This window comes from Thermomicrobium roseum DSM 5159 (assembly GCF_000021685.1).
GTDB lineage: Bacteria > Chloroflexota > Chloroflexia > Thermomicrobiales > Thermomicrobiaceae > Thermomicrobium > Thermomicrobium roseum.
Genome location: NC_011959.1, coordinates 831,070 through 853,767 on the forward strand (window position 1 = coordinate 831,070; position 22,698 = coordinate 853,767).

19 protein-coding genes and 5 tRNA genes are annotated in these 22,698 nt (G+C 60.2%); 17 read left to right on the forward strand and 7 right to left on the reverse strand.

Annotated elements, in window-relative coordinates; all coding sequences use genetic code 11:
• Positions 1–198 precede the first annotated feature (198 nt).
• The 4 genes from murJ to aspS are packed head-to-tail and all read left to right on the forward strand — an operon-like array spanning position 199 to position 6,927.
• A complete protein-coding gene (gene murJ, locus TRD_RS03900) occupies positions 199–1,818 on the forward strand; it encodes a murein biosynthesis integral membrane protein MurJ (protein WP_012642235.1) in 1,620 nt (539 codons plus the stop codon).
• Between the two features lie 30 nt (positions 1,819–1,848).
• Positions 1,849–3,675: a translation elongation factor 4 gene (lepA, locus tag TRD_RS03905; protein WP_012642236.1), complete on the forward strand. Its 1,827-nt coding sequence runs from the start codon at positions 1,849–1,851 to the stop codon at positions 3,673–3,675.
• Positions 3,676–3,682: 7 nt separating this feature from the next.
• Positions 3,683–5,053, forward strand: a complete 1,371-nt coding sequence (locus TRD_RS03910) for a MazG family protein (protein WP_012642237.1) — start codon at positions 3,683–3,685, stop codon at positions 5,051–5,053.
• Between the two features lie 35 nt (positions 5,054–5,088).
• Complete coding sequence (gene aspS, locus TRD_RS03915) at positions 5,089–6,927, forward strand: aspartate--tRNA ligase (RefSeq protein ID WP_012642238.1); 1,839 nt, start codon at positions 5,089–5,091, stop codon at positions 6,925–6,927.
• Positions 6,928–7,008: 81 nt separating this feature from the next.
• Here the strand turns inward: aspS and TRD_RS03920 are convergent, their stop codons facing one another.
• Both TRD_RS03920 and TRD_RS15335 read right to left on the reverse strand, forming a co-directional pair.
• Entirely contained in the window at positions 7,009–7,896 is an 888-nt protein-coding gene (locus tag TRD_RS03920; RefSeq protein ID WP_012642239.1) for a manganese catalase family protein, read from the reverse strand.
• Between the two features lie 23 nt (positions 7,897–7,919).
• Complete coding sequence (locus tag TRD_RS15335) at positions 7,920–8,444, reverse strand: Fur family transcriptional regulator (protein WP_081433400.1); 525 nt, start codon at positions 8,442–8,444, stop codon at positions 7,920–7,922.
• A 350-nt stretch (positions 8,445–8,794) separates the two neighbouring features.
• Between TRD_RS15335 and TRD_RS03930 the strand changes: the two genes are divergently transcribed.
• From TRD_RS03930 to TRD_RS03940, 3 genes are all read left to right on the forward strand, one after another.
• A tRNA-Leu gene (locus tag TRD_RS03930) sits at positions 8,795–8,881 on the forward strand.
• Between the two features lie 6 nt (positions 8,882–8,887).
• A tRNA-Val gene (locus TRD_RS03935) sits at positions 8,888–8,960 on the forward strand.
• Positions 8,961–8,982: 22 nt separating this feature from the next.
• A tRNA-Phe gene (locus TRD_RS03940) sits at positions 8,983–9,055 on the forward strand.
• A 122-nt stretch (positions 9,056–9,177) separates the two neighbouring features.
• Here TRD_RS03940 and TRD_RS03945 read toward each other — a convergent pair.
• Complete coding sequence (locus TRD_RS03945; protein ID WP_041436533.1) at positions 9,178–10,098, reverse strand: 2-deoxy-5-keto-D-gluconate 6-phosphate aldolase domain-containing protein; 921 nt, start codon at positions 10,096–10,098, stop codon at positions 9,178–9,180.
• Positions 10,099–10,207: 109 nt separating this feature from the next.
• Here TRD_RS03945 and TRD_RS03950 point away from each other — a divergent pair.
• The 7 genes from TRD_RS03950 (at position 10,208) to purH (ending at position 16,058) form a co-directional block, all read left to right on the forward strand.
• A tRNA-Gln gene (locus tag TRD_RS03950) sits at positions 10,208–10,278 on the forward strand.
• A 131-nt stretch (positions 10,279–10,409) separates the two neighbouring features.
• Complete coding sequence (hflX, locus tag TRD_RS03955) at positions 10,410–11,693, forward strand: GTPase HflX (protein ID WP_052294051.1); 1,284 nt, start codon at positions 10,410–10,412, stop codon at positions 11,691–11,693.
• 93 nt (positions 11,694–11,786) lie between these two features.
• Positions 11,787–12,152, forward strand: coding sequence for a roadblock/LC7 domain-containing protein (locus tag TRD_RS03960; RefSeq protein ID WP_012642243.1), 366 nt, complete (start codon positions 11,787–11,789; stop codon positions 12,150–12,152).
• A gap of 13 nt (positions 12,153–12,165) precedes the next feature.
• Positions 12,166–13,245 carry a phosphoribosylformylglycinamidine cyclo-ligase gene (gene purM / locus TRD_RS03965; RefSeq protein ID WP_012642244.1) on the forward strand — a complete coding sequence of 360 codons (1,080 nt, stop codon included), beginning with the start codon at positions 12,166–12,168 and terminating at the stop codon, positions 13,243–13,245.
• Positions 13,246–13,312: 67 nt separating this feature from the next.
• A complete protein-coding gene (locus TRD_RS03970) occupies positions 13,313–13,888 on the forward strand; it encodes a GTP-binding protein (protein ID WP_012642245.1) in 576 nt (191 codons plus the stop codon).
• Between the two features lie 44 nt (positions 13,889–13,932).
• Positions 13,933–14,529: an HD domain-containing protein gene (locus TRD_RS03975; RefSeq protein ID WP_012642246.1), complete on the forward strand. Its 597-nt coding sequence runs from the start codon at positions 13,933–13,935 to the stop codon at positions 14,527–14,529.
• 14 nt (positions 14,530–14,543) lie between these two features.
• Positions 14,544–16,058, forward strand: a complete 1,515-nt coding sequence (gene purH, locus TRD_RS03980; protein WP_012642247.1) for a bifunctional phosphoribosylaminoimidazolecarboxamide formyltransferase/IMP cyclohydrolase — start codon at positions 14,544–14,546, stop codon at positions 16,056–16,058.
• On the opposite strand, the gene TRD_RS03985 is transcribed toward purH, so the two are convergent.
• From TRD_RS03985 to TRD_RS04000, 4 genes are read right to left on the reverse strand one after another with little or no spacing between them, the layout of a single operon-like run.
• Positions 16,055–16,669, reverse strand: a complete 615-nt coding sequence (locus TRD_RS03985) for a hypothetical protein (RefSeq protein ID WP_012642248.1) — start codon at positions 16,667–16,669, stop codon at positions 16,055–16,057. The genes purH and TRD_RS03985 overlap by 4 nt on opposite strands.
• Positions 16,662–17,855, reverse strand: coding sequence for a DNA double-strand break repair nuclease NurA (locus TRD_RS03990; protein ID WP_012642249.1), 1,194 nt, complete (start codon positions 17,853–17,855; stop codon positions 16,662–16,664). Before TRD_RS03990 ends, TRD_RS03985 begins: the two co-directional genes overlap by 8 nt.
• Positions 17,852–19,024: a zinc-dependent metalloprotease gene (locus TRD_RS03995; RefSeq protein ID WP_012642250.1), complete on the reverse strand. Its 1,173-nt coding sequence runs from the start codon at positions 19,022–19,024 to the stop codon at positions 17,852–17,854. The genes TRD_RS03990 and TRD_RS03995 overlap by 4 nt, the downstream gene beginning before the upstream one ends.
• Before the next feature lie 16 nt (positions 19,025–19,040).
• Complete coding sequence (locus TRD_RS04000; RefSeq protein WP_012642251.1) at positions 19,041–21,350, reverse strand: VanW family protein; 2,310 nt, start codon at positions 21,348–21,350, stop codon at positions 19,041–19,043.
• A gap of 147 nt (positions 21,351–21,497) precedes the next feature.
• Between TRD_RS04000 and TRD_RS04005 the strand changes: the two genes are divergently transcribed.
• The 3 genes from TRD_RS04005 to greA all read left to right on the forward strand — a co-directional run bounded on the left by TRD_RS04005 (position 21,498) and on the right by greA (position 22,666).
• The gene (locus TRD_RS04005; RefSeq protein WP_012642252.1) at positions 21,498–21,881 is read left to right on the forward strand and encodes a RidA family protein; all 384 of its coding nucleotides are present in this window, start codon (positions 21,498–21,500) and stop codon (positions 21,879–21,881) included.
• A gap of 51 nt (positions 21,882–21,932) precedes the next feature.
• Positions 21,933–22,006, forward strand: a tRNA-Val gene (locus TRD_RS04010).
• Between the two features lie 192 nt (positions 22,007–22,198).
• A complete protein-coding gene (greA, locus tag TRD_RS04015) occupies positions 22,199–22,666 on the forward strand; it encodes a transcription elongation factor GreA (protein ID WP_041436541.1) in 468 nt (155 codons plus the stop codon).
• The last annotated feature ends 32 nt before the right edge of the window (positions 22,667–22,698 follow it).

The following is a 22,698-nucleotide window of genomic DNA, read 5'->3' on the forward strand; positions in this document are numbered from 1 at the left end:
ATCGACGGCTTGGTCCGATCGCTCCATTGTCTCACGCACGAGTCTAACACGAACCCTGTCCCTCGGCCGAGTCACTGCACCATCTTTCCCCACGTCATTTCGGACTCGGTTGTCTGCCCACTCAGTCTTCCCTTCCACCTGTCGCATCCGACGAGGAGAGCGGAAGGGGCTAAGATAACCCCGATGATTGAGGGGCAGATGGCAGACGCCGCGACCACGACAACGACGCCCCAGCGTGTTGCGCGCGCAACCGTGATCGTTGCCGCGTGTTTCGTCGCAAGCCGCATGCTTGGACTGGCGCGCGACGTGTTGATCGCTGCCCGCTTCGGTACATCGCCTGACTATGCAGCGTATGTCGCCGCGTTCCGCATCCCTGACCTGGTCTTCCTCGTCGTGATGAGTGGAGCGTTCGGGTCAGCCTTCATTCCGGTCTACGCCGAACTTCTCGCTCGGCGCCAGGTGCGGTCAGCTTGGACACTCGCCAACACGCTGCTGACGATCTCGCTCGCCTTGTTCTTTCTCGTTTGGTTGGTGATCTTCCTGATAGCGGACATTGTGATCGGCAGTATCGTGGCACCGGGATTACCACCGAGTGAGCGCGCGCTCGCAGCGGATCTCACCCGTTTCCTCATGCTCTCCCCGCTCTTGTTAGGTATCGGCGCGGCAGCCAAAGCCATGCTCGAGTCGGAGGCGCGCTTCACCGAACCGGCGATCGCGCCCCTGCTCTACAACATCGGGATCATCCTCGGAGCACTCCTTCTTGCCCCACGCTGGGGAGTTTACGGATTGTCGCTCGGTGTCGTGCTCGGAGCGGGGGCATACGCTGCCTTTCAGTTATGGGCACTCGGCCGCACCGGGTGGCGCTATCGACCGATGATCCAACGCCACGTTCCCGGTCTCCGCGAAGTCGCCCGTATGCTCGGACCGCGGTTGCTCGCTCAGGTCGCCATGCAAGCCAATATCGTCGTCCTGACGAACTTCGCTTCACGAATCGGTCAACAGCAGATCGCTGCCCTACAGTATGCCTACCAGATATTTCTGCTCCCCTACGGGATCGTCGCACTCAGTGTCGCCACTGTTCTCCTCCCGACGCTGAGCCAGTACCGCACCCATGGGCAGCTCGCTGAGCTTCGCGAGCTGTTTGGCCGAGCACTCCGCTCCGCTGTCTTACTCGTTACGCCAGCAATCGTCTTTTTCGCTGCGTTCGATCGGAGTATCGTCCAAACGCTCTTTCAGTTCGGTGCCTTTACAGCGACATCGACGACACTCGTCTCTGAAGCCCTGCGTTGGTTCGCACCTGGCCTGATCGCCTTCACTGTCGTCGAGCTGCTCACGCGCTTGTCTTATAGCTTCAAAGACAGCACGGCACCCGTCATCGCTGGAGGCATCGCGGTTGCCTGTAATCTCCTATCGAGCGCGCTCCTTCTCCAGCCAATGGGTCATCGGGGACTGGCACTGAGTCTGAGCATCGCCACGACCGTCGAGATGGTGGTGCTCGCAGTCCTCGTCCAGCGGCGAACCGGCATGTCGCTTGTGCCCACGCTGCGAGAACTCGGGCGAGCGATACCAGGGATACTCCTGTTGGCGGTCGTATCCGTGCTCTTCTCCGGACCGCTGGCCCAGGCCACCGATCCCTCGCACGGTCGATCCGTCACGCAGTTCGCCCTCTTCGTCTACACGCTTACCGCTCTGCTCGCATCCTACCTGACGCTCCTCCTGGTTTTTCGTCAGCCGGATACTCTCGCCCTCCTCGACCGACTCATCCGGTACGGGCGAGCTCCGGCAAGGCGAGTTCGGACCGGTATACTTGATCGGTGACATTGCCGCGGAGGCGTTGTTCGGGTACCGATGAACGAGCAGAGTCGCATTCGCAATTTCAGCATCATCGCGCACGTCGACCATGGCAAGTCGACGTTGGCGGATCGCTTACTGGAGTTCACTCAAACAGTCAGTGATCGCGAAATGGTAGAGCAAATTCTCGATTCTATGGATCTCGAAAGGGAAAAAGGGATCACCATCAAGGCACGAGCCGTTCGTATGCACTATCGTGCGCGTGACGGGGAGAACTATATCCTGAACCTGATCGATACGCCTGGACACGTCGACTTTTCCGCCGAAGTATCGCGCAGTCTCGCCGCGTGCGAGGGAGCCCTCCTTGTCGTGGACGCGTCACAGGGCATCGAAGCCCAGACACTGGCGCACGGCATGCTCGCGCTCGATTTGGGGCTCACCATTATCGGAGTCGTGAACAAGATCGATCTCCCCAATGCTCGACCCGAGCAGGTGGCCCAGGATCTGATGGATCAGTTCGGGTTGCTCCCTGACGAAATCATCTTCGCCTCAGCCAAGGAAGGAACTGGCATCGAGGACATTTTGGAGGCGATCGTGCAGCGCATCCCACCGCCGCAGGGTGACCGGACAGCAGCGCTGCGCGCACTCATTTTCGATTCGCACTACGACCCCTACAAGGGTGTGATTGCCTACGTTCGGGTCGTCGATGGAACCCTTCGTCGAGGCGACCCCATCCTCATGATGGCCAGTGGCGTCGTGGGAGAATCGTTGGAACTCGGGCAGTTCAGGCCCCTCATGACACCGGTCGAGGAGCTGGCTGCTGGCGAAGTGGGTTATGTGGCGACCGGACTCAAGGTCGTGCGCGACTGCCAGGTCGGTGACACGATCACGCACGCGCTGCGTCCAGCGAGCGAACCGCTACCAGGCTATCGACCTGTCAAACCGATGGTCTTCGCGAGCTTTTATCCAGTGAACAGTGACGAATACGAGGCTTTGCGGGACGCTCTCGAGAAGCTGCATCTCAACGACGCGGCGCTCGTTTTCGAGCCTGAGTCCTCCGAGGCACTCGGCTTCGGTTTTCGCTGTGGCTTTCTCGGCCTTTTGCACATGGAGATCATCCAAGAACGGCTAGAGCGCGAGTACAAACTCGAGCTCCTGGCTACTGCACCCAGTGTCCAGTACGAGGTCCGGAAGCGTGATGGCAGTATCGTCGTCATCGATTCTCCCTCCGAAATGCCACCAGCAGGTGAGATCGAAGAAATCCGCGAGCCGTGGGCGCGCCTCACGATTCTCACCCCAACCCGTTACATCGGTGGTCTCATGGATCTCGCGACGAGTCGACGTGGCGAACTCGTCGAAATGGAGTACTTTGGCGAAGACCGCGTTCGCCTGCTCGTCGACCTCCCGCTCGCTGAACTCATCGTCGATTTCTACGACCAGCTCAAGTCACGATCGCAAGGGTACGCGTCGATGGATTACCAATTCCTCGGCTATCGTGCGGGCGACTTGGTGAAACTCGATATCCTCGTGCATGGGCGACGTGTCGATGCCTTGTCGCTCATCTGTCATCGCGACCAGGCCTACGCGCGCGGTCGAGAACTCGTCGAGAAACTGCGGACACTGATCCCACGCCAACTGTTCGATGTGCCTATTCAGGCCGCGATCGGCAGCCGCGTGATCGCCCGCGAGACGATCCGGGCGATCCGCAAGAACGTTCTCGCCAAGTGCTACGGCGGCGACGTAACACGCAAGCGGAAACTCTTGGAGAAGCAGAAGGAGGGGAAGGCCCGCATGAAGCGCATCGGGAGCGTCGACATCCCACAGGAGGCCTTCCTCGCGGTCCTCAGTCTCGGCAACGCTTCGTCTGGCCAGACACAGCGGTAACGAGGCGATGGCACTGCCAGCACGTCTGACCATAGTCGGGCTCGGGCCAGGCCCATTGGACGCATTGACGCTGGCCGCACGAGCAGCCCTCGACGAGGGACCGGTTCTCTTGCGCACCCGCCAACATCCGATCGTCAACTGCTTCGCAGAGAGCCGATCATGGGACAGTTGTGACGATCTCTACGAGAGCGCGACGTCTTTTACGGAACTCTACGCGGAAATCGCCCGACGCGTCCTCAGCCAGGCCCGCACTGCTCCACTCGTCTATGCCGTTCCCGGACATCCCCTGGTCGGAGAGGCCACGGTTCGCCAACTGCTCACCGACGCACCGCTGCACGGCATCGAGATCGCCATCATTCCTGGCCTCAGTTTCATCGATGCCGTGCTGCCGATCCTTCGTCTCGACCCCTTGGCCGACCAAATCCAAATCGTCGACGCGCTCGAACTCGTGAGTTGCCTGGAGAGCAGCCCCTTTGCGGCTGGACGTTTGCCCCTTTCACCGCTCCGTCCCGCACTGATCGGTCAGATGTACGATCGCCATGTGGCGTCGCAAGCCAAGCTCGTCCTTTCTCGGATCTATCCCGAGGATGTCCAAGTGACTGTCGTACGGAATGCCGGAAACATCGACGCCGCGGTCCAGGTGCTTCCTCTCTACGAAATCGACCGCTACCCCTACGATGCAGCAACTGCTGTCTTTCTGCCGGCCATCGATGTACTGGATGCACGCGTGACCGAAGCGTTGCAGCAGGTGGTGGCTCGTCTGCGCTCACCGACGGGATGTCCGTGGGATCGCGAACAGACCCACCAGAGTCTGCGCCGCTACCTCCTCGAAGAAACGTACGAGGCGCTCGACGCCATAGAGGAGGACGATGACGACGCGCTGTGCGAAGAACTCGGTGATGTCCTTCTCCAAGTCATCCTGCACGCCCAGATCGCCGAAGAGCGAGGAGCCTTCGTTTACGAAGATGTTGTCGGCACAGTTATCGAAAAACTGGTTCGACGTCACCCCCATGTTTTCGGGCAAGCTCGCGTCGAATCAGCGAGTGCCGTCCTCGCCCGGTGGGACGAGATCAAGGCAGCCGAACGCGGAGAACAGGGTCGGACGAAACCCCTTTACCCTCGCACGATGCCAGCACTCGTCCGCGCGCAGCAACTCCTCGCGCGACTCGCGCGGACAAGGCCGGGCAGCTATGCTGACCTGCGCGAGCGAATCGTGCGTCAGCTCACCGAGAGGTCGGAGGAGAGAATCCTCGCCTTACTCCTACACGCAGTGCTGCAGGCATCAGAAGCCGGAATCGATGCCGAGTCGGTGCTTCGGCGCTGGACCCTCGAACTGGAAGAGGACCTCCTCACCGAGAACGAGGCCCACCAGACATGAATGCAGCGTGACGTGCACAACGAAAGGAGTGATCGATGGGAGAGAGCATCCTTTCCACGGAACCGCGCGCAGTTCGTCGCTACACGACCTGCGGTGAACTCCGCCGCCAGCATATCGGACGCACCGTCACACTGAAGGGCTGGGTTCATCGTCGGCGCGACCACGGTCGACTTATCTTCCTCGATCTGAGAGACCGTTACGGTATAACCCAGGTCGTCGCGAACCCGGCGCACTCGAGTGCTGCTCATGAGGTAGCTGAACATGTGCGCGCTGAATACGTCCTCGCAGTGACCGGCCAAGTCGTCGCCCGTCCGGAGGGAACCATCAACCCCGCTCTCTCCACCGGCGAAATCGAAGTGCTCGCCGATCAGATCGAGATCCTCAATCCAGCAAAGACGCCACCGTTCCCCATTGCCGAGGAAACGGACGTCGACGAGTCGCTCCGGCTCGAATACCGCTATCTCGACCTGCGACGTGCTCGCCTCCAGCGCAATCTTCTTCTCCGGCATCAGGTGGTTCGCTTCATTCGGCATTACCTCGAGGAGCGAGATTTCGTCGAGATCGAGACACCAATGCTGATCAAGAGTACGCCAGAAGGAGCGCGAGACTACGTTGTTCCCAGCCGAATCTTTCCTGGTCACTTCTACGCGTTGCCGCAATCGCCACAGCAATTGAAACAGCTTTTGATGGTGGCCGGTTTCGACCGCTATTACCAGATCGCTCGCTGCATGCGTGACGAGGATCTGCGAGCCGACCGGCAACCGGAGTTCACCCAAATCGATCTCGAAATGTCTTTCGTCGATGTCGAGGACGTCCTCGAATTGATCGAGGGGTTGTATACGGAGATGTTCGAGCGCTTTGCCAGCAAACCCCTGCAAGCGAAACCATTTCCACGCCTTACCTACGAGGAGGCAATGAGACGGTACGGCAGCGACAAGCCTGATCTTCGCTTCGGTCTAGAAATCGATGACGTTTCGTCGGTCTTTCAGAACACCAGTTTCGGCGTCTTTCGAAGCGTTCTCGCTGAAGGGGGTGTCATCCGGGGTTTCGCCGTTCCTGGTTTCGCCGATGCACCTCGTTCACAACTCGATCAGCTTACCGAGATCGCACGCTCTTTCGGTGCCAAGGGACTCGTTTGGCTGGCTCTCCAACAGGACAGCGGCCGTCTCATCGCACGTTCTCCCATCGCCAAGTTCCTGAACGAGGACGAGATCGCTACACTCGCCCAGCGTTTGCAGGCGGGGCCGGGCGATCTCGTTCTCTTGGTTGCCGATGCCGAAGACACCGCTGCCACGATACTCGGACGCCTTCGTCTCCACGTTGGCCGGGAACGCAAGCTCATTGACGAAAGCGTCCATGCTTTCTGTTGGGTGATCGATCCACCATTGTTTGAGTGGAACGAGGAAGAACAGCGGTGGGAAGCGATGCATCATCCGTTTACCAGCCCGCGGGATGAGGATCTTCCGATTCTCGACAGCGATCCGAGCAAGGTGCGGGCGAAGGCCTATGATCTCGTCGCAGATGGGTTCGAGCTCGGTACCGGAAGTATCCGCATTCATCGCCGCGAGGTCCAGAACAAGATTTTCAGTATCATGGGCTACGATGACACCGAGATCGAGCGACGCTTCGGGCATCTCCTGCGGGCATTCGAGTATGGCGCTCCACCGCATGGAGGCATGGCACCCGGCCTGGACCGAACGATCATGATCCTGGCCGGTGAATCGTCCTTGCGCGAGGTCATCGCGTTTCCTAAGAACCAGCGAGCACAGGATCTCATGCTCGGAGCGCCGTCGCCACTCGCTGAGCGGCAGCTGCGCGAACTCCACCTCCGGGTCGTCTATCCGGAAGACCAGGATACGACTTCGGGCGCGTGAAACTCGGAGGCGAGAACGAGGAAGGGGCCTGTCCAATGACCGGCCCCTTCGACCGTGGTGAGCAGCGAGAAAGATGCGTCATCAGCCAGCCGCGAGCTTCCTAGCGATTTCCGCAATCTCCTCCGGCGCCAATCCTGGTGCGAACTCCTCCGGCACTTCAGGCAGGTCAGGGACGGGTCCACCCGCTGGCGGTCCGTCCACCACCTCCAAGTCCCCATCGCCAGCTGGAGCCGGCCCACGCCAGATCTTCGCGATTTCACGATAGTCCTCTGGGCTGAAGCGATAGAGCCGTCGATGAACGCCCATCGCTTCGTACTTGCGAGCTTCCGGAAACTTGCTGTTCTCGATGTTCGGGATGGGCAGGAGTTTGGTCACTTGCACACCAGTGAGCGTCTCGAGCGCCTTGGCATATGCGGTTGCGTGCACTCCGCCACGGACGAGCAAATACCCGATCATTTCGCGTGCGACCGGGTTCGTTGTCATTTCGTACACACGAATCTTGTGTAACCGTGCACCGCACTCGAGGAAGAAATTATGCAAGAGATCAAGGACGAGATTTCCGCTGGAGAACACATAATCACCATGCCAGAATGCACCCATCGAGTTACCGACAAACGCAGTCTGCGCCGTCCCGATGAAGTGATGCGTATTCCGAAGATTGACTGCAGGAGAGAGCGGCGCGGATTCCGGATCGCCCGGCTTCGTCGTCCCAGTCAACATCAGATTCACCGTTGCCGCCACGAGTTCGATATGCCCCAGTTCTTCGGTGGCGATATTCGCGATGAGGTCATAGTACGGTCGCAGCTTATCGCGCCCCCGGAAATTGAAGGACTGGTAGGTATAATTCATCAGCGTAGACATCTCGCCGAATCGCCCACCGAGTAGCTCCTGCACCGCTGCGGCTGCGTTCGGGTCAGCTTCCTTTGGCTGCGGCAACTCGATCTGCAAGCGATCGATGCGCAGGTACATGGTTCTCCCTCCTCATCCCCTTTTCACGTTTGGTCAGAACTGTCTGGGTGACCTCTGTCCGTGCGGTCTCCGGAGGGCCGCGCACCACGTTCTGCCCCGCGGTCATGCTGGCCCCCTTCCAGTCGTGACTTCTCCACGCAACGTGGACAGCGTCCACGCCAGATCACCTGTGCTTCATCGACCTCAGCACCAGCAAGATCAGGCTGGAGGCACGGCTTCGCTCCAACGACACAAGGAACGTCGAGTACGGCACCGCATTCGCGGCAAACGAAATGGTGATGCCAGCTATGCACTGGTTCCACGAGCATGCGTCCTGGCCCAGTGTCAGCCACCATAACGAGACCGTTTGCGACGAGCGAACGAATGACGTTGTAAACCGTCGCCCGTGGTAGGCGAACACCGCGAGCTCGCAGTAAGCCCAAAAGTTCATCGATCGATCGGTGACCGCTGGATTGTTCGAGCACGTCGAGAATGATGAGCCGCGGTCTCGTTGCCCGCAGCCCAGCGCGTCGCAACCGCTCGACTAGGAGGGACTGGCGGTGGTCCATCTCATCACCGATACGTCTCGTCGTCCGGCGCACCTCACTAGACACCGTCCAAAATAGCACAACAGATTAGACGCTGTCAAGAGTAGTTGGATGATCGGTCATCGCGAGTGAGGCGTCTTGCGACGAGGGACGAAGCGAGCGACCGAGCGCGGCTCGGTCGCGTGATCTCACGCGTGATGTTCCAGAAGTCGAGTTTTCCGGGCAACTTCGTGCTCGGTCGGACACGGTTGTCACACCTGAGAGCAAACAGGGTTACCGCTGACTCCGAGCGCTCGCACCGAGCGACGAGCCTTGACACAGCGGGGTGCCAATGACTATACTCATAGTTGCTGCCGAGGCGGCAGGAGTGTGCCGAGGTGGCGGAATAGGCAGACGCGCTACCTTGAGGGGGTAGTGCCCGAAAGGGCGTGGGGGTTCAAATCCCTTCCTCGGCACCATATCGCGGGCGATTAGCTCAGTTGGTAGAGCGCCACGTTTACACCGTGGAAGTCAGAGGTTCGAGTCCTCTATCGCCCACGAACGTCGCCTCGCACGGTGAGCCGAGGTAGCTCAGTTGGTAGAGCACGTGACTGAAAATCACGGTGTCGGCGGTTCGATCCCGCCCCTCGGCACTAGAACAGTAACCGGCTCAGATGAGCCGGCTTTTTCTATTGAACGAGCAGAGGGGCCCGCTCCTCTCGAAACAGTCAGGCCCCTCTTCTTTCTCGTCCGTTTTCGATCATCGGGGAAATGGTCACGCCACAGGAGCGCGCGCTGCTGACACGTAGAGGTCGATCGCTCGCAGATAATTCGCTGCGATCTTCTCTGCGGCAACCTCGCGCGTCAGCGTGCCATTCAAGTACCCCTGGACACCGTCCCACCAGAGCGTGCGACCGATCGCGAAACCGACGTATCCGGGAACCCCCGCTGCCATGCGCAACCAATGGTCGACGCGCGCAGCATCAGCCCCGCGACCGAGCACCACGCAGCTCACTGCATCGCGCCCACCGCTTCGAACCTTCGCACCCATTCGTTCGCAGTCTTCTCGACGATCGAGCCCTTCGATCTTCCAAATGTCCGGAACGATATCCGCTGCATAAAACTCGTCGATCGCCTGCAGCGTGAGTTCTGGTCGCACTTCGCGATCGTATCGTTCACTGTCACCTCCGACAGCCTCCAGTTGTTCTTTCGTCGCTGGAACCAGCAACTCGAGCAAGAAGCGGCGTTCGCGTTCACGTAGCCAATCGTGGAGTCGCTTGAGCCGCTCCAGCTGAATGCGTTTCGTTTCCGGCGAGTCATCGGGGTTGTAACGGACCAGAACTTTACTGAAGGTCGGATCGAACGCGAGGATGTGCTCACCGAATTGCTCGCCATATTCGAAATCGAACACCTTCTGACCGCTCTTTTCGACCGGCATCGCGAGAATGTAGCCGCGTTCTCGTGCGGCTCGCGCGACGTCGGCCCCGTACTGCTCGTCAACGAGAATTCCTGCTGCATCACGTGGAGCCCCACGGTCAACCGCTACCATGAAGCCCTCGAAAATGACACGCTTTGCTTCACTGATCTTGGCTGCCCGCTCGCTCTCTGGCACACCGGCTTTCGCCGCGAGCTCCTCGAAGGAACTCCGGTGATCGAAGGCCAGGATGTACAGTGGCCGATCGTATCCGACACGCATGGCCTCACCTCCCATCCTGATCGAACCTCGATCCAACGCTAGCGCACCGGCTCACTCCGTGCAAGCCTTGACACGATCGTGGCGCGTCAGCTAGAATCACAACAGTCATTGGGGAGTCGTCTAACGGTAGGACGGCTGACTCTGGATCAGCTAGTTGGGGTTCGAATCCCTACTCCCCAGCCGATCCGCCACCGTCTCTTTGACGGTGGCGTTTCCATCAGAACGCTGTGAGTCGAGGATTCAGCCTGACGAGACGAGATCACGAGCGAGCTGAACGTCCAGGCCCGGTACCCGCACGAGAACGATCGTGGGTGCCCCCTGTGGAGCGTGCTCTTCTCGTCTGCGTCGAGTGGCGACGCGATGGTTGGGAGGCGGATGCCTCCCTCGAAGAACTCGCTCAACTCGCGCGGACTGCCGGCGTCGAAGTCGTGGGAACCGTCACCCAACGGCTGCCCCATCCACATCCACAGCACTACGTCGGCCCTGGAAAGTTGCGCGAGCTTCTGACAATGCGCGATCAACTCGGCTACACCCTCTTACTGGCCGATGATGAACTCTCCCCGGCTCAACTGCGTCACCTCGAGGATGCCTTGCAGGTCAAGGTACTCGATCGCACTGCCCTCATTCTCGACATCTTCGCACGGCACGCACGAACACGAGAAGGGCGCCTTCAGGTCGAGTTAGCCCAACTGGAATATCGCTTGCCGCGTCTGACCCGTATGTGGACACACCTGTCGCGTCAAGCGGTCGGTGGGGTCGGTCTTCGGGGACCAGGTGAGACGCAGCTCGAGATCGATCGCCGCCGAGCCCGGGAACGCATCGCCTGGATACGACGCCAACTCGAAGAGGTGCGAGAGCATCGCGCGCGGTATCGCCAGCGTCGGCGGCAGAACCGTCTTCCGGTCATTGCCCTCGTGGGCTATACCAACGCGGGTAAGTCCACACTGCTCAATGCGTTGACCGGCGCAGACGTGCTTGCAGCGGATAAGCTGTTTGCGACACTCGATCCGACCACACGCCGTTTACGCCTGTCGGACAGTCAGGTCGCCTTGCTCACCGATACGGTCGGCTTCATCCACAAGTTGCCCACAACATTAGTAGCAGCCTTCCGGGCTACTCTGGAGGAGATTCTGGATGCTCACCTTCTCCTCCATGTCGTGGATATCACTCACCCGAAAGCAGCCGAGCAAGCTGCTGCTGTTCGTCAGGTTCTTCGGGAACTCGGAGCGGATCGCTATCCCACCATCACCGTGCTGAACAAGATCGATCGTTTGGAGCCTACGATCGACCCGGATCGTCTGGCTCGTGAACTCGACATCCCCACCAACGCTGTCTTCGTTTCAGCAGCGACCGGCTATGGGCTGGAGACATTGCGCGACCGGATCGCTCGAACACTGCGCGACATCGCCACCCCGCGCGCTGTGCAGCTCCTGATACCGTATCGGGAGCAGCGCCTCATCGCGACACTCGAGGAGCACGGTATTATCAGTGAGCGTCGCTATCTCGCAGAGGGTATTCTCCTTCGAGCCCGCTTACCGAACTCCCTCCTCCCCCGTTTGGAACCGTTTCTTGCGCCGTCTGTCGACGACGCATGAGGACAAATGGGACGAAATTCCCGCGTGACAGCTCGCGAATATGCCCGATAATGGAACGGGTTCGGGAATGAGTGAACGGCGAGGAGTAGACTCGTGACAGTCAGCGAACTTGTTCAGCGGCTTCAACGCGAATTTGGGTTGGACGCGGCGATCATCGCCACCACCGACGGGTTAGTTGTGGAGGCAGCACAAGGCACGAGCGAGATCGACTGTGAAGCGGTCGCCGCGCAGGCGGTCAGTGGTCTGCTCATGCTGGAAGCTCTCGGGCAGGAACTGTCCAGCACGCCGCGCCAAGCGATCGTGGAGTTCGATCGACATCTCGTGCTCGTCGCCCCCCTCGATCCTGATACCGCGCTCGTCCTCCTGGCCTCCGGTGCGACCAATTTGGGTCGCCTCCGCTTGGCTGTTCGGCGTTTCATCCCCCTGTTCCAGCAGTTGATCAGCGAGCAGGGCAGCTGACGAGAGGCAGAGCATGGAGCCACGAACGTACGCAGCCAGCGGTGTTGATCAGGCACGAGCTGATTCGATCAAGCGCCGCATCGCACAGTATGTCCAAGAGACCTTCAGTCCTGGTGTTCTCCGACCGCTCGGGCTCTTTGGTGGCATCGTCGAGGCACCCGGAACGAACGGCACGCTAGCGCTCGTCGCGACTATCGACAGTGTCGGGACCAAGGTCATCATCGCTTCGGTCCTCGGTCACCACGAGGGGATCGGCATCGACCTCGTTCACCACAGCGCGAACGATCTTTTGGCATGTGGTGCCGAACCACTCTTTTTCCTGGATTACTTCGCTACGGCTGAGTTGGAGGAGACGGTACTCGAGGCTCTGGTCCGGGGGATGACACGGGCATGTGGCGCGCTCGGTTGCGCGCTCATCGGGGGAGAAACAGCGCAGCTTCCTGGCGTCTATACTCCCGGAGCCTACGATCTCGCTGGTTGCATGGTCGGCGTCGTGCCCGTCGAAGGAATCATCGACGGACGTCGCATCGAGCCGGGTGACCTCGTCCTTGGGCTCCCCAGCGACGGACTCCATACGAACGGCTACTCGTTGGTACGGGCAGTGCTCGGGTTGACCGGGAACCCACAGCATGATCGGCCGCTTCTAGCGGAAGTGCCACCTTGGTCTGATCGTTCGCTGGGTGATCTCTTGCTTCAACCTCACCGCTGTTACGTTCCCCTCTTACGCACGTGGCTCCGCGATTCGCGGCTCCACGGTCTGGCCCATATTACTGGCGGTGGTCTAACAGGAAATTTGTCACGGATCGTCCCGGACGGCTGCCGGATCGAGATCGATGCCAGCAGTTGGCCAGTTCCACCATTGTTCGAGGAAATACGCCAGCGAGGAAGTATCTCACCAACTGAAATGTTCCGCGTTTTCAACATGGGAATTGGCTTCGCTGTCATCGGGACACCGTCGTTCATCCATGCATTGCAGCAGGCATTGGGTGAGGGTTGGATCGTCGGTCATGTCGTCCGTGCCGAGCGACCGCGCGTCATCGTTCGTGGTGGGATGTTAGGTATGCAGATTCTGACCGACAGTGAGTCGGCCTGAGCATGCCAACCACGTCGCTGCACCATTGGCGCACGAGATCGGTAAACCAGCGTGATAGCGACCAGCGATGGCACTGATCGACGTCGCAGCACGCGAGATCCACGCCAAAATCGTCTATTACGGTCCGGGGCTTTCGGGAAAGACAACCAACCTTCAGGTCGTACATGCCTCGTTACCTGAGCATGTGAAGAGTCAGCTCGTTTCCATCGATACGGAGGCCGAGCGAACGCTGTTCTTCGACTTTCTTCCGCTCGACGTCGGGACCGTGCACGGTTATCGTCTCCGCCTCCAGCTCTATACTGTCCCAGGCCAAACCTTGTATAGACAAACGCGTCTCGCGGTTCTGAGCGGGGCTGACGGCGTCGTCTTCGTTGCTGATGCCCAGCGCGAGCGCCTGGCTGACAATTTGCAAAGTCTGCGCGAACTGGCACAGAACCTGCTCCGGCAAGGAAAGCGCTTTACCGCCTTTCCGCTGGTCTTGCAATACAACAAAATGGACCTCGCGAATGCGCTCCCTCTTCCTGTTCTGGACCGTTATCTCAATCCGATGCGCGCCCCGCGCTTCCCGGCTATCGCCATCCAATCGATCGGGGTCATCGAGACCCTCCGCGCGATCGTCAAAATCGTGATCGATCGCCTGTGAGACCGGGTTGGAGCATACTAACCCCCGGAGGGAGTCGCTTCGCGATGCGGGACACGGATCCTTCCATCGAGCGAGCACGCGCGGCAGCATCCATCGAGACCCCCGACCCAGATCATGCGGACCATGTCGCGTTTCTGGCCCTTCGGCTCTTCGACCAACTCCGCGAGCCACTCGCTTTGCCGCCCGAAGGGCGCGACCTGCTTGCAGCTGCGGCGTTGTGGCATGACTGTGGGCAGTTTCGCTCGCTCACCGACCACCATCGGCATTCGTTCGATCGCATCATGGCTCTTCCGCTCCGTGGTTTCGACCGTACGCAACAGCTCATGATCGCAACCATCGCACGGTACCACCGCGCAGCTGAACCATCACTCGCTCATCCACAGTTCAGACGCTTATCACCGCGAGAGCGGCATCTCGTCGAGCAACTCGCCGCGCTTCTCCGCATTGCCGAGGGCCTCGACGCAAGTCACCAGCGTTTCGTCAAAGATCTCACTGTCGAAGTTACTGATGATTCCGTAATCATTGCGGTCCAGTCCGAAACCTACCCGACCCTGGAGATCGAAAAGGCACAGGCACGGAGTGGCTTGTTCCGAAACGTTTTCGGCAAGCAGGTCATCGTTCGCTGGGCTCGACTGCTCTGAGAGTTGGAGGAACCATGCGCGCTCTGCTTTCCGTCGCGGACAAGACAGGTATCACGGTATTCGCCCAAAGGTTGGTCGACCTCGGCTGGGAAATTTTCGCCACCGGCGGTACAGCTCGTGAGCTCCGAGAACACGGGTTACCGGTACGCGAGATCTCGGAGCTGACTGGTTTTCCGGAGCTGCTCGAAGGACGAGTGAAAACGCTTCACCCCGCCGTACACGCTGCCATACTGGCTCGGCACGATCGCTCGACTGACCTGGCCCAACTGGCAGAGCGCGGTATCGCCCCCATCCAGCTGGTCGCTGTCAACTTGTACCCCTTCGATCGACACGTCACACCGGAAACACCCGAGGATGTCGCTCTCGAGCTGATCGACGTCGGCGGGCCAACACTGTTGCGCGCTGCCGCCAAGAACTTTCCCTGGGTTCTCCCGATCTGTGATCCGTGTGATTACGAACCGATCGCCGACAGGCTCGCCCAATTTGGCATCACCGGAATCGATCATGAGACCCGACGGGCTCTCGCCGCCAAAGCCTTCGCCCATTTGGCGACCTACGATGCCCAGATCGCGAGCTATCTGCGCACGGAAGAATTTCCTGATTTGCTTCCGATCCCTCTCCGGAAACTCCAAACGCTCCGCTATGGAGAAAATCCCCACCAACGCGCCGCCGTTTACCAGATTCTCGGCATCACTCCCCAAGTGAGTCGATGGCAGGTCGTTGGTGACGCTGCGCTTTCCTACAACAACGTGCTCGATGCTGTGGCCGCCTGGCAACTTGTCCAGCGCTTTTCCCAACCAGCCGCTGTCATCGTGAAGCACGCCGCACCCTGTGGTGTCGCTGTGGCAGCGACTCCGCACGAAGCCTTCCAGCGCGCTTTCGAGGCCGATCCGGTCTCTTCCTTCGGGGGCATCGTTGCCCTGAATCGCACACTGGACGCCGAGACCGCTCTCGCCGTTGCCCAACACTTCTTCGATCTCCTGATCGTCCCAGACAAGCAACCAGGCGTGGAGACGCTACTCGTGCGACGCAAGTCGTTGCGCTTGGTCATCGCTCCCCCCTGGACCGATCCTGGCGTCGTTTTCCGAAGCGTGGGGGATGCTGTTCTCATTCAGTCAGCAGATCGACCGCTCCGCCTGCCGGAGACTTGGCAAGTGGTGACGAGTCGCCAGCCCACCGAGACCGAATGGCACGACCTTGCTTTTGCTTGGACAGTCGTGCCGTTCGTCCTCTCCAATGGAGTCGTCATCGCGCGACATGCGCAAACGGTGGGTATCGGCGGTGGCCAACCCAATCGTGTCGATGCGGTCCGGCTCGCCTTATGGCGAGCCGGCGAGCGAGCTCGGCAAGCCGTCCTCGCGAGCGATGCATTTTTCCCGTTTCCGGACAGTGTCGAACTCGCTGCCGCTGCCGGCATCACCGCGATCGTTCAGCCTGGAGGCTCCAAGCGTGATCGCGAAGTCGTCGAAGCTGCGGAGCGGGCGGGGATCGCCATGGTGTTCACCGGGGAGCGTCACTTCCGGCACTAATGCGGACGGGGTTCGATGAGCGGCTCGACGGCCTCCAGCACTTGACGGAGGCGATCGTAGTCGCGCTTGAGCAGCCGCGCAAGCTCTTGCGCTGCCCCTTCGAGCCATCTCTCGTCGTTACCACGGGCACGGAATACGTAACTCAAATGGGCCGCCAAAAATTGCTCCGCCGGAACCTCTCCATGCACTGCAAGCAAGAAGGAAAAGTAGCGACACGAATCGGTCAGTCGCCAGACCTCCTCAGCGGGGACTAGCTCGACGCTGTAATGCAATGGTGGAGGGCACGGGGGCAACAGAAAGAACAGGCGGCCGCTCCGTTCGTGAGCAATCGCGACCGCCACGAAGAGCGAACGGAGAACGAAACGAAGTTCTGGGTTTGCCTCGTACAGCGCCCGATCCTGGATTTCTCCTGAACCGCGTCGAACGACTCGTCGGCCAGGGTCGACCGCCGTCGTTTCGGCATAAGCTACGATACCATAGATCGCCTCGACATCCGTTCCTCCGACACGCACGAACGAGCCCAATTCGGGAAGCCGATCCAACTCATCGCACTCGACTACGAACTGCACGGTCGAAGTCTCGACGACTTCGCCGATTCGTCGCTCATGCATACCGCACCCGCTTGCTCCGCTCCTTCGCCGAGCGTTGCTCCAGGAAACCATTGCGGGCGAAGAACTGCTCGATCAAGCCGGCGAGCTGCAGCCGCTCTTCTCGATGCACGACGGCCTGCTCGTGCGCCTCTTGGAGTGCCAGCGGGTACCCTCGTGCCCGACTGCACTGATCCCACACGACCGCATGCACAAAATCGAGGAGATCCCGATCCACAGCGACCCAATGCGGCAGTTCGACACGAGCGACTTCCGTTCCAGTATGAAGATAAAAGAACACGATGCGGTCGTCCGCAGGCAGCTGATCCAGAATGGACGATTGGCTCCGAAAGCATGCAGACCGCTCCCCAGGCGCCAGGCGAACGTCATCGAGTGTCGCGAAGAACCAGCGGTCGGTGACGTCGGGGACGATCGCACAGGCCTGCACGCGTTCCCCTCGTGCCACACGCCGGAGGCAATCATCGCAATTCACCCTTTGCCCGAGTCGGGGATAATCGCAAGCTGCGACACGCAGGACGTTGATGATGTCACGCGAACCAGGATAACTGATGACCCCAGCCACTGGTGTTCTCCGACGGCGAAACTCCCCCAGGGCCCGCGCATATCCCTCGATTCCCCACTGCACCAGGCTGGAGGTCTGCCCCTCCAACACCCAAGGAATCAGCGTTCCATCCTGGAGAGCAAGAACCGGCTCGTGAACATGCTGGGTCAGGCGTAACGCTGCTTCGAGTTCAGCAACCATCCGACGCATCGCGAGCACGTTACCGGTGATCGGTATTCGGCGAGTACCATCGGGGATCGAGAGTTCTTCCTCTCTCCACAAGACGATCGGGTCAGAACCGAGTTGAGCCGCTGGCTCCTCACCGTATTCCAGGACGCAGAAGCCGACATTGATGACCACGTACTGCACTGGACCGTGGCGATCGCTTACCACCACCGATGCATCAGTGGCCACGCAGCTGTAGCCCGCACGCACTCGTGCGGGAGCGGCGATTCGTTCGAAATAACGTCCGAGCGGCAGACCCAGAAGCCATGAGGTGCGCGCGCTTGCCACGCGGCGCGTGATCTCCGCGTCGTCGAACACACGCAAGAGTTCGAGAAGCGCAGGGCGTCCACTGCGCTCCTTTTCGATTACCGTCTCTACTGCTGCCCGAAGCTCACCAGCGACCTTGAGGATATCGAGCGTCATTCTGACGAACCACTCGTCACGCGACTGATCCAGCTATCCGGTTCAGCGAGTTCCTCGTACGTCGGCAACCACTCTGGGCCTCTCCACAAAACAGCGAAGGCCTCGCGTCCCATGCGATCAGCGATCGCTCGGCAGAACCCCTCACCACGCCGATACTGCTCGAGTTTCATGTCCAACCCGGTCAGGCGCAGTAGCAAACGCTCCGCTGGTGTGCGAGCACGCTCACGCTCCTCGAAACGACGCTCGATCAGTGGGTAGGATTCAACGATTTCTCGACCGACTTCGCGCATGACATAGTTGCTGTACCCTTCGATGACAGCCATGATCGCCTGCAACTGCCGGAACAGACGTCGCTGCTCGGTAGACATGAGCAGTTCCATCCACGTCGTATCGGCGGTCCAGTCCCCTCGCCGAGCGGTCCGCAGAATCTCGATGACGCGATGAAAGAGCTTCCCCTCATGTCGCAGCGCTTCGACCCACTGGCGCAAGAGCCCATTGACATGATCGCGCAACCAAGGACTGCTTTCGAACTCGAAGGCATGGGTTACCTCGTGCAAGACCAGCCAACGATAAAAGTCGTGCTCGGGCAGTCGCCAGTTCCTGATCAACCAGCGAATGTTCGGCTCGACGAAATAGAGTTTTCCAGCCGCAGTCGGTTCCCCACCGAGTACAGCAATGTCGTACTGGCCCAAAACTCGCCGCGAGAGGAACCCAAGTGCCATCCCCACTTCCATCGTCGCAGCGGACCGGCCAGCGTGCGCCCAGAGGACCGCAGCAGCCCGAGCGAGCGGTTGTTCCGGTAGTTGGATGACGACCTCCAGCGGACGCAGAACCTCTGCAAATCCTTCCAGATTCGCATCGATCCAATCGATCCGATCGAAGGCATAGACGCGATGTATGCCGCTGGGAACCGGTGAACCAACAAAGTCAGCGATGGCCGGCGCGAGTTCCGTGACGAGTCTGCGATAGCGATCCGTTGCCTCCTCTCGCTCCAATGGACTCAAGCGCACTCCACCGGAGAGACGTAACGCGATCTCCCGCGCCCGCTCCCAGTCGACGAGCCGAGGAGGTTCGAGAACCATCAAGCGGTCACGCGTCTGCTGTCCGATCCATCGCCCGACCGAGAGTCCCACCACAAGCCCCAGAGCCTGTGCTGAACGCTGGTTCATGATCGCACTCCTCGCACTACGGCACCGGCGTCGGCGTCGCCTCCGGTACCGGGGTCGTGGCCTCTGTGGGTTGCGGAGTTCCCTCTTCCGGAGTCTCCGTCGGGGTCGGCGACGGTTGCGGACCGACCAGGGTCACGTTCTGGGACGGCTGATAGGTGCTGCGCAAGGTGACATCGTCGATCAGGCGATCTCCCTCGTAGACGCGCCGTCGTATCGCCACACTGAATCCATCACGAGCACGCTCGACGACGACTTGCTCCCCAGGAGCCAGGGAAGAGTCTTCCCTGATCACCGGAGTCGGATCTGCCTTCACGACATTCGTCACGACAGGATCATCCACGACCACCCGCCAATTTGGTTTCGTGCCCCAAATTTCGACATGCACCCAAGAACCATCTGCCCATGCCACGACAGCGATCCAGTCGCTCGTCGTGTTCCGGAATTTGAAGTCGAGACCATAATCCGTATCGACCGTCGCATCCAACCCGATCAAACCACTCGGCGGCTGACCGTAGAGTGGAATCCAATACAGATGCCAGTTTCGCTCGACGATGGGAAAACCGCCCCAGAATGCAGCGTGGAAGACCGTGGTCGAGACCTGGCACACCCCACCACCGACGGAGGGAACCGTTTGGACACGCCCATTGGTTGCGACGATTCCGTAACCGACCTTGTACCCGTTTTCGAGGTTGATGGCTCCCACCGTTCCGGTGAACGAGAACACTTCACCCGGCGGTACCAGCGCTCCATTCACCCGCTGCACGGCGAGCTCCACATTGTGTCGACGATTCGGCGCCGAATCACCGTAATAGGTTGCCCCTGCTGAGATTCGTTCACGGATCCGGATCTGACTCGCCATGGCCGAGGTGACGCGGGGCTCGACATTCGCGACGACGAGATCGACCGCCGATCGACCCGACCGTACCGCTCGCTCGAACGCGATCAGCGATCCCTCGATATCGAGCCGCTGACCGGTTTGCTCGGGGGTGACGACGATCACTTTTCCATCTCGATAGCGGAGCACCGCATCGCGAGCATCCCGCTGGATTTGTGGTGCGATCGCCTCCAAAAGGGAGCGTACCGTCGACCTGTCGATACTGACGTCCAAACCGACAACGTTTTCCCCCTGCCGACGTTGTTCGAAAGTCAACAGCGCAGCGAGCTCCCCACCGCGCAGGGTTCGCGTGCCATTCGGCCACCGCACTGTCAAACCACGATCGACGAGTGCCTGCGCTCGCGCACGCGCCTCATCTGCCATCGCTTCCGTCACGAGCGGAGATGCGGGACGTGCCTGCACAGGTATCGTGCGCTCCCCGCGCTCGACCCGAACCAGAAACTCGTTCACTGTGGCCACCACATCGAGTACCGCCCCAGGCCGAGCGGGTACAACCTCGAAAGCTGACCCGTTCCAGCGCACATGGGCATCCTGAGCAGGTGCAACGACCACCCCTGCGATCCGGCTCAAGTACTCTTCGAGCTTACCGCGGTCGAAAGACGCTCGCAGTGCTCCTTCATGGCTTGTGAGAGTCAGCAAGCGAGCCAGATCAGGAGGAGAAATCATCCAGCGTGACTCGCCATCCAGGGTGAGCACGATCGGGCTACCGACCAAGGCTTGCACGCGGGGCTTCAGTGGCTCGAGATCGCTCTCTGTATACGTCGGAGGCAAGGTAACTGGAGCCAGTTCGACTCTTCCGACTCTCCCTGAAGCGAGTGCTCCTTCGACGGACTGTCGAGCGATTCCGAGATCGATGCCCACGCCCTCGCGAGCAGGAGCAACGTACAACGATCCGTCCTCGTCGACAGTGAAAAAGGCGTCCTGCGGCGGGCGCGCGGCCCGTTCAGCCAGGGTGCGAACCGCCGCCTCGAGACGATCCGCTCGATAGGTGACTGGAACCGGGATCACCTCGAGGCCAAGTCGCGCTGCGAGCCAACTGGCCGAGTCACGCCACAGATTGCCACTACGCCCCACGCGATGAGCTTGGTTCACCGCTACCTGCGCATTCCATTCCGGCTCCAACTCACGTACGGGAAGGGCCAATTCAGCTCCCTGGAAAGTCAGCACGATCTCTTGATTGGTCAGCGCCGCGAGGGCGTTCGTCACGCGTTGGGCAGCCTCATCCACGGTGAGACCACCGACATCCACCCCGGCAACCCGCACGCCTGGATAGATCCGATCGCCCTGGAGCCAGCCATAGGCGAAAATCGCGGCCACACTCACGAGCACGGCCCCTGCGACGATAACGCTCGCTCCAGTGACGACGCGCCGCAGCCACTGACCTGGCATACGGGTTGTGACGACTTCGCGGACGACTTCGGCGATACTCACGAGTCCCCCTGCCGAGAGTGTCCGGACACCGAACCAGCATGAGTGTACCAGAGGTGACCTTTTGCCTCCCACGCGCCCATTGCGCGGCGGTCCGACGTATGGTAGCGTCGACGAGAAACGACGAGCGGAAGGCGAGGTGCGAGTGGTATGGAACGCGAAGTTATTCGCACCGATGGAGCTCCCCAACCGATCGGGCCCTATGTTCAGGCCGTCCGTGTCGGTCAGTTCGTCTTCACTGCTGGCCAGATTCCTCTCGACCCAGCAAGCGGCCGTATGGTCGAGGGTGGCATCGAAGAACAGACGGAGCGCGTTTTGGAGAACCTCAAGGCGATCTTGGAAGCTGCTGGGAGTTCGCTCTCGCGTGTGGTTCGGACAACATGCTTTTTGGCGGACTTGGAAGACTTCGCTGCTTTCAACCGGATCTATGCCAAGTATTTCGGCGAAAATCCACCACCGCGGACAACGGTGCAAGCTGCGCGCTTGCCTGCCGGAGCGTTGGTTGAAATCGACTGCATCGCTATCGTGGAGTAAGAAGTGGCTTGCGGCACCGTCTCCGCCTTTGTTATACTCGGGGTGTGAAACGGGTGAGTAGCTCAGCCGGTTAGAGCGCGCGGTTCACATCCGCGAGGTCAGGGGTTCGAGTCCCTTCTCACCCACTGGCGGAGTACGGGAGTCACAACGGTGGCGCGGCGAACAGCCGTTGCCACTGTTGTGTTACGTATAGCGCAAGACTGCACGCGTATCACGAGACCGCCAAGGGTTGGCTCGGCAGATGAGCCTCCGGAGTCACGATTCACCGGCCGTATCCACTGGACGCAGCAGAGTGAAACGGAGAGGTGCCCAAGATGGTGCGTGAGCGCCCGATCGTGTTGACACCCGAAGGGAAAGCAGCGCTCGAACAAGAACTCGAGCACCTGCGCCAGCACAAGTTGCCTTTGTTGCTCGAGCGACTGCAGCAACTCAGCAATGAGGGCGATATTTCCGACAACAGCGAGTACGAAGACACGAAGGAAGAACTCGTTCTGACCGAAGCGCGCATCCGCGAGATCGAGCACATCCTGCGTCGAGCCCAGATGATCACTCGTGCTGGCCCACAGGACGAAGTGCGTTTGGGTTCACGCGTGACCGTCATCGACGAGGAAGGAAGCGTCGAGACCTGGGTAATCGTCAGCCCCGAAGAGGCGAATGCCGCGCAGGGACGCATTTCCATCGAGTCCCCGGTCGGTGCAGCGCTCCTCGGCAAACGTGTCGGAACCACTGTGACGGTGCGTGCTCCAGGTGGGGAAATGCGCTTCACCATTCAACGCATCGAGTGATCGTGCCAAAATCTCTTTGCGTTTTGGATTTC

Bases quoted from the DNA above. Each gene is read 5' to 3' on its own strand.
- murJ (WP_012642235.1), top strand. From the start codon at position 199: ATGGCAGACGCCGCGACCACGACAACGACGCCCCAGCGTGTTGCGCGC.
- lepA (WP_012642236.1), top strand. From the start codon at position 1,849: ATGAACGAGCAGAGTCGCATTCGCAATTTCAGCATCATCGCGCACGTC.
- TRD_RS03910 (WP_012642237.1), top strand. From the start codon at position 3,683: ATGGCACTGCCAGCACGTCTGACCATAGTCGGGCTCGGGCCAGGCCCA.
- aspS (WP_012642238.1), top strand. From the start codon at position 5,089: ATGGGAGAGAGCATCCTTTCCACGGAACCGCGCGCAGTTCGTCGCTAC.
- TRD_RS03920 (WP_012642239.1), bottom strand. From the start codon at position 7,896: ATGTACCTGCGCATCGATCGCTTGCAGATCGAGTTGCCGCAGCCAAAG.
- TRD_RS15335 (WP_081433400.1), bottom strand. From the start codon at position 8,444: ATGGACCACCGCCAGTCCCTCCTAGTCGAGCGGTTGCGACGCGCTGGG.
- TRD_RS03945 (WP_041436533.1), bottom strand. From the start codon at position 10,098: ATGCGTGTCGGATACGATCGGCCACTGTACATCCTGGCCTTCGATCAC.
- purM (WP_012642244.1), top strand. From the start codon at position 12,166: ATGGAGCCACGAACGTACGCAGCCAGCGGTGTTGATCAGGCACGAGCT.
- TRD_RS03970 (WP_012642245.1), top strand. From the start codon at position 13,313: ATGGCACTGATCGACGTCGCAGCACGCGAGATCCACGCCAAAATCGTC.
- TRD_RS03975 (WP_012642246.1), top strand. From the start codon at position 13,933: ATGCGGGACACGGATCCTTCCATCGAGCGAGCACGCGCGGCAGCATCC.
- purH (WP_012642247.1), top strand. From the start codon at position 14,544: ATGCGCGCTCTGCTTTCCGTCGCGGACAAGACAGGTATCACGGTATTC.
- TRD_RS03985 (WP_012642248.1), bottom strand. From the start codon at position 16,669: ATGCATGAGCGACGAATCGGCGAAGTCGTCGAGACTTCGACCGTGCAG.
- TRD_RS03990 (WP_012642249.1), bottom strand. From the start codon at position 17,855: ATGACGCTCGATATCCTCAAGGTCGCTGGTGAGCTTCGGGCAGCAGTA.
- TRD_RS03995 (WP_012642250.1), bottom strand. From the start codon at position 19,024: ATGAACCAGCGTTCAGCACAGGCTCTGGGGCTTGTGGTGGGACTCTCG.
- TRD_RS04005 (WP_012642252.1), top strand. From the start codon at position 21,498: ATGGAACGCGAAGTTATTCGCACCGATGGAGCTCCCCAACCGATCGGG.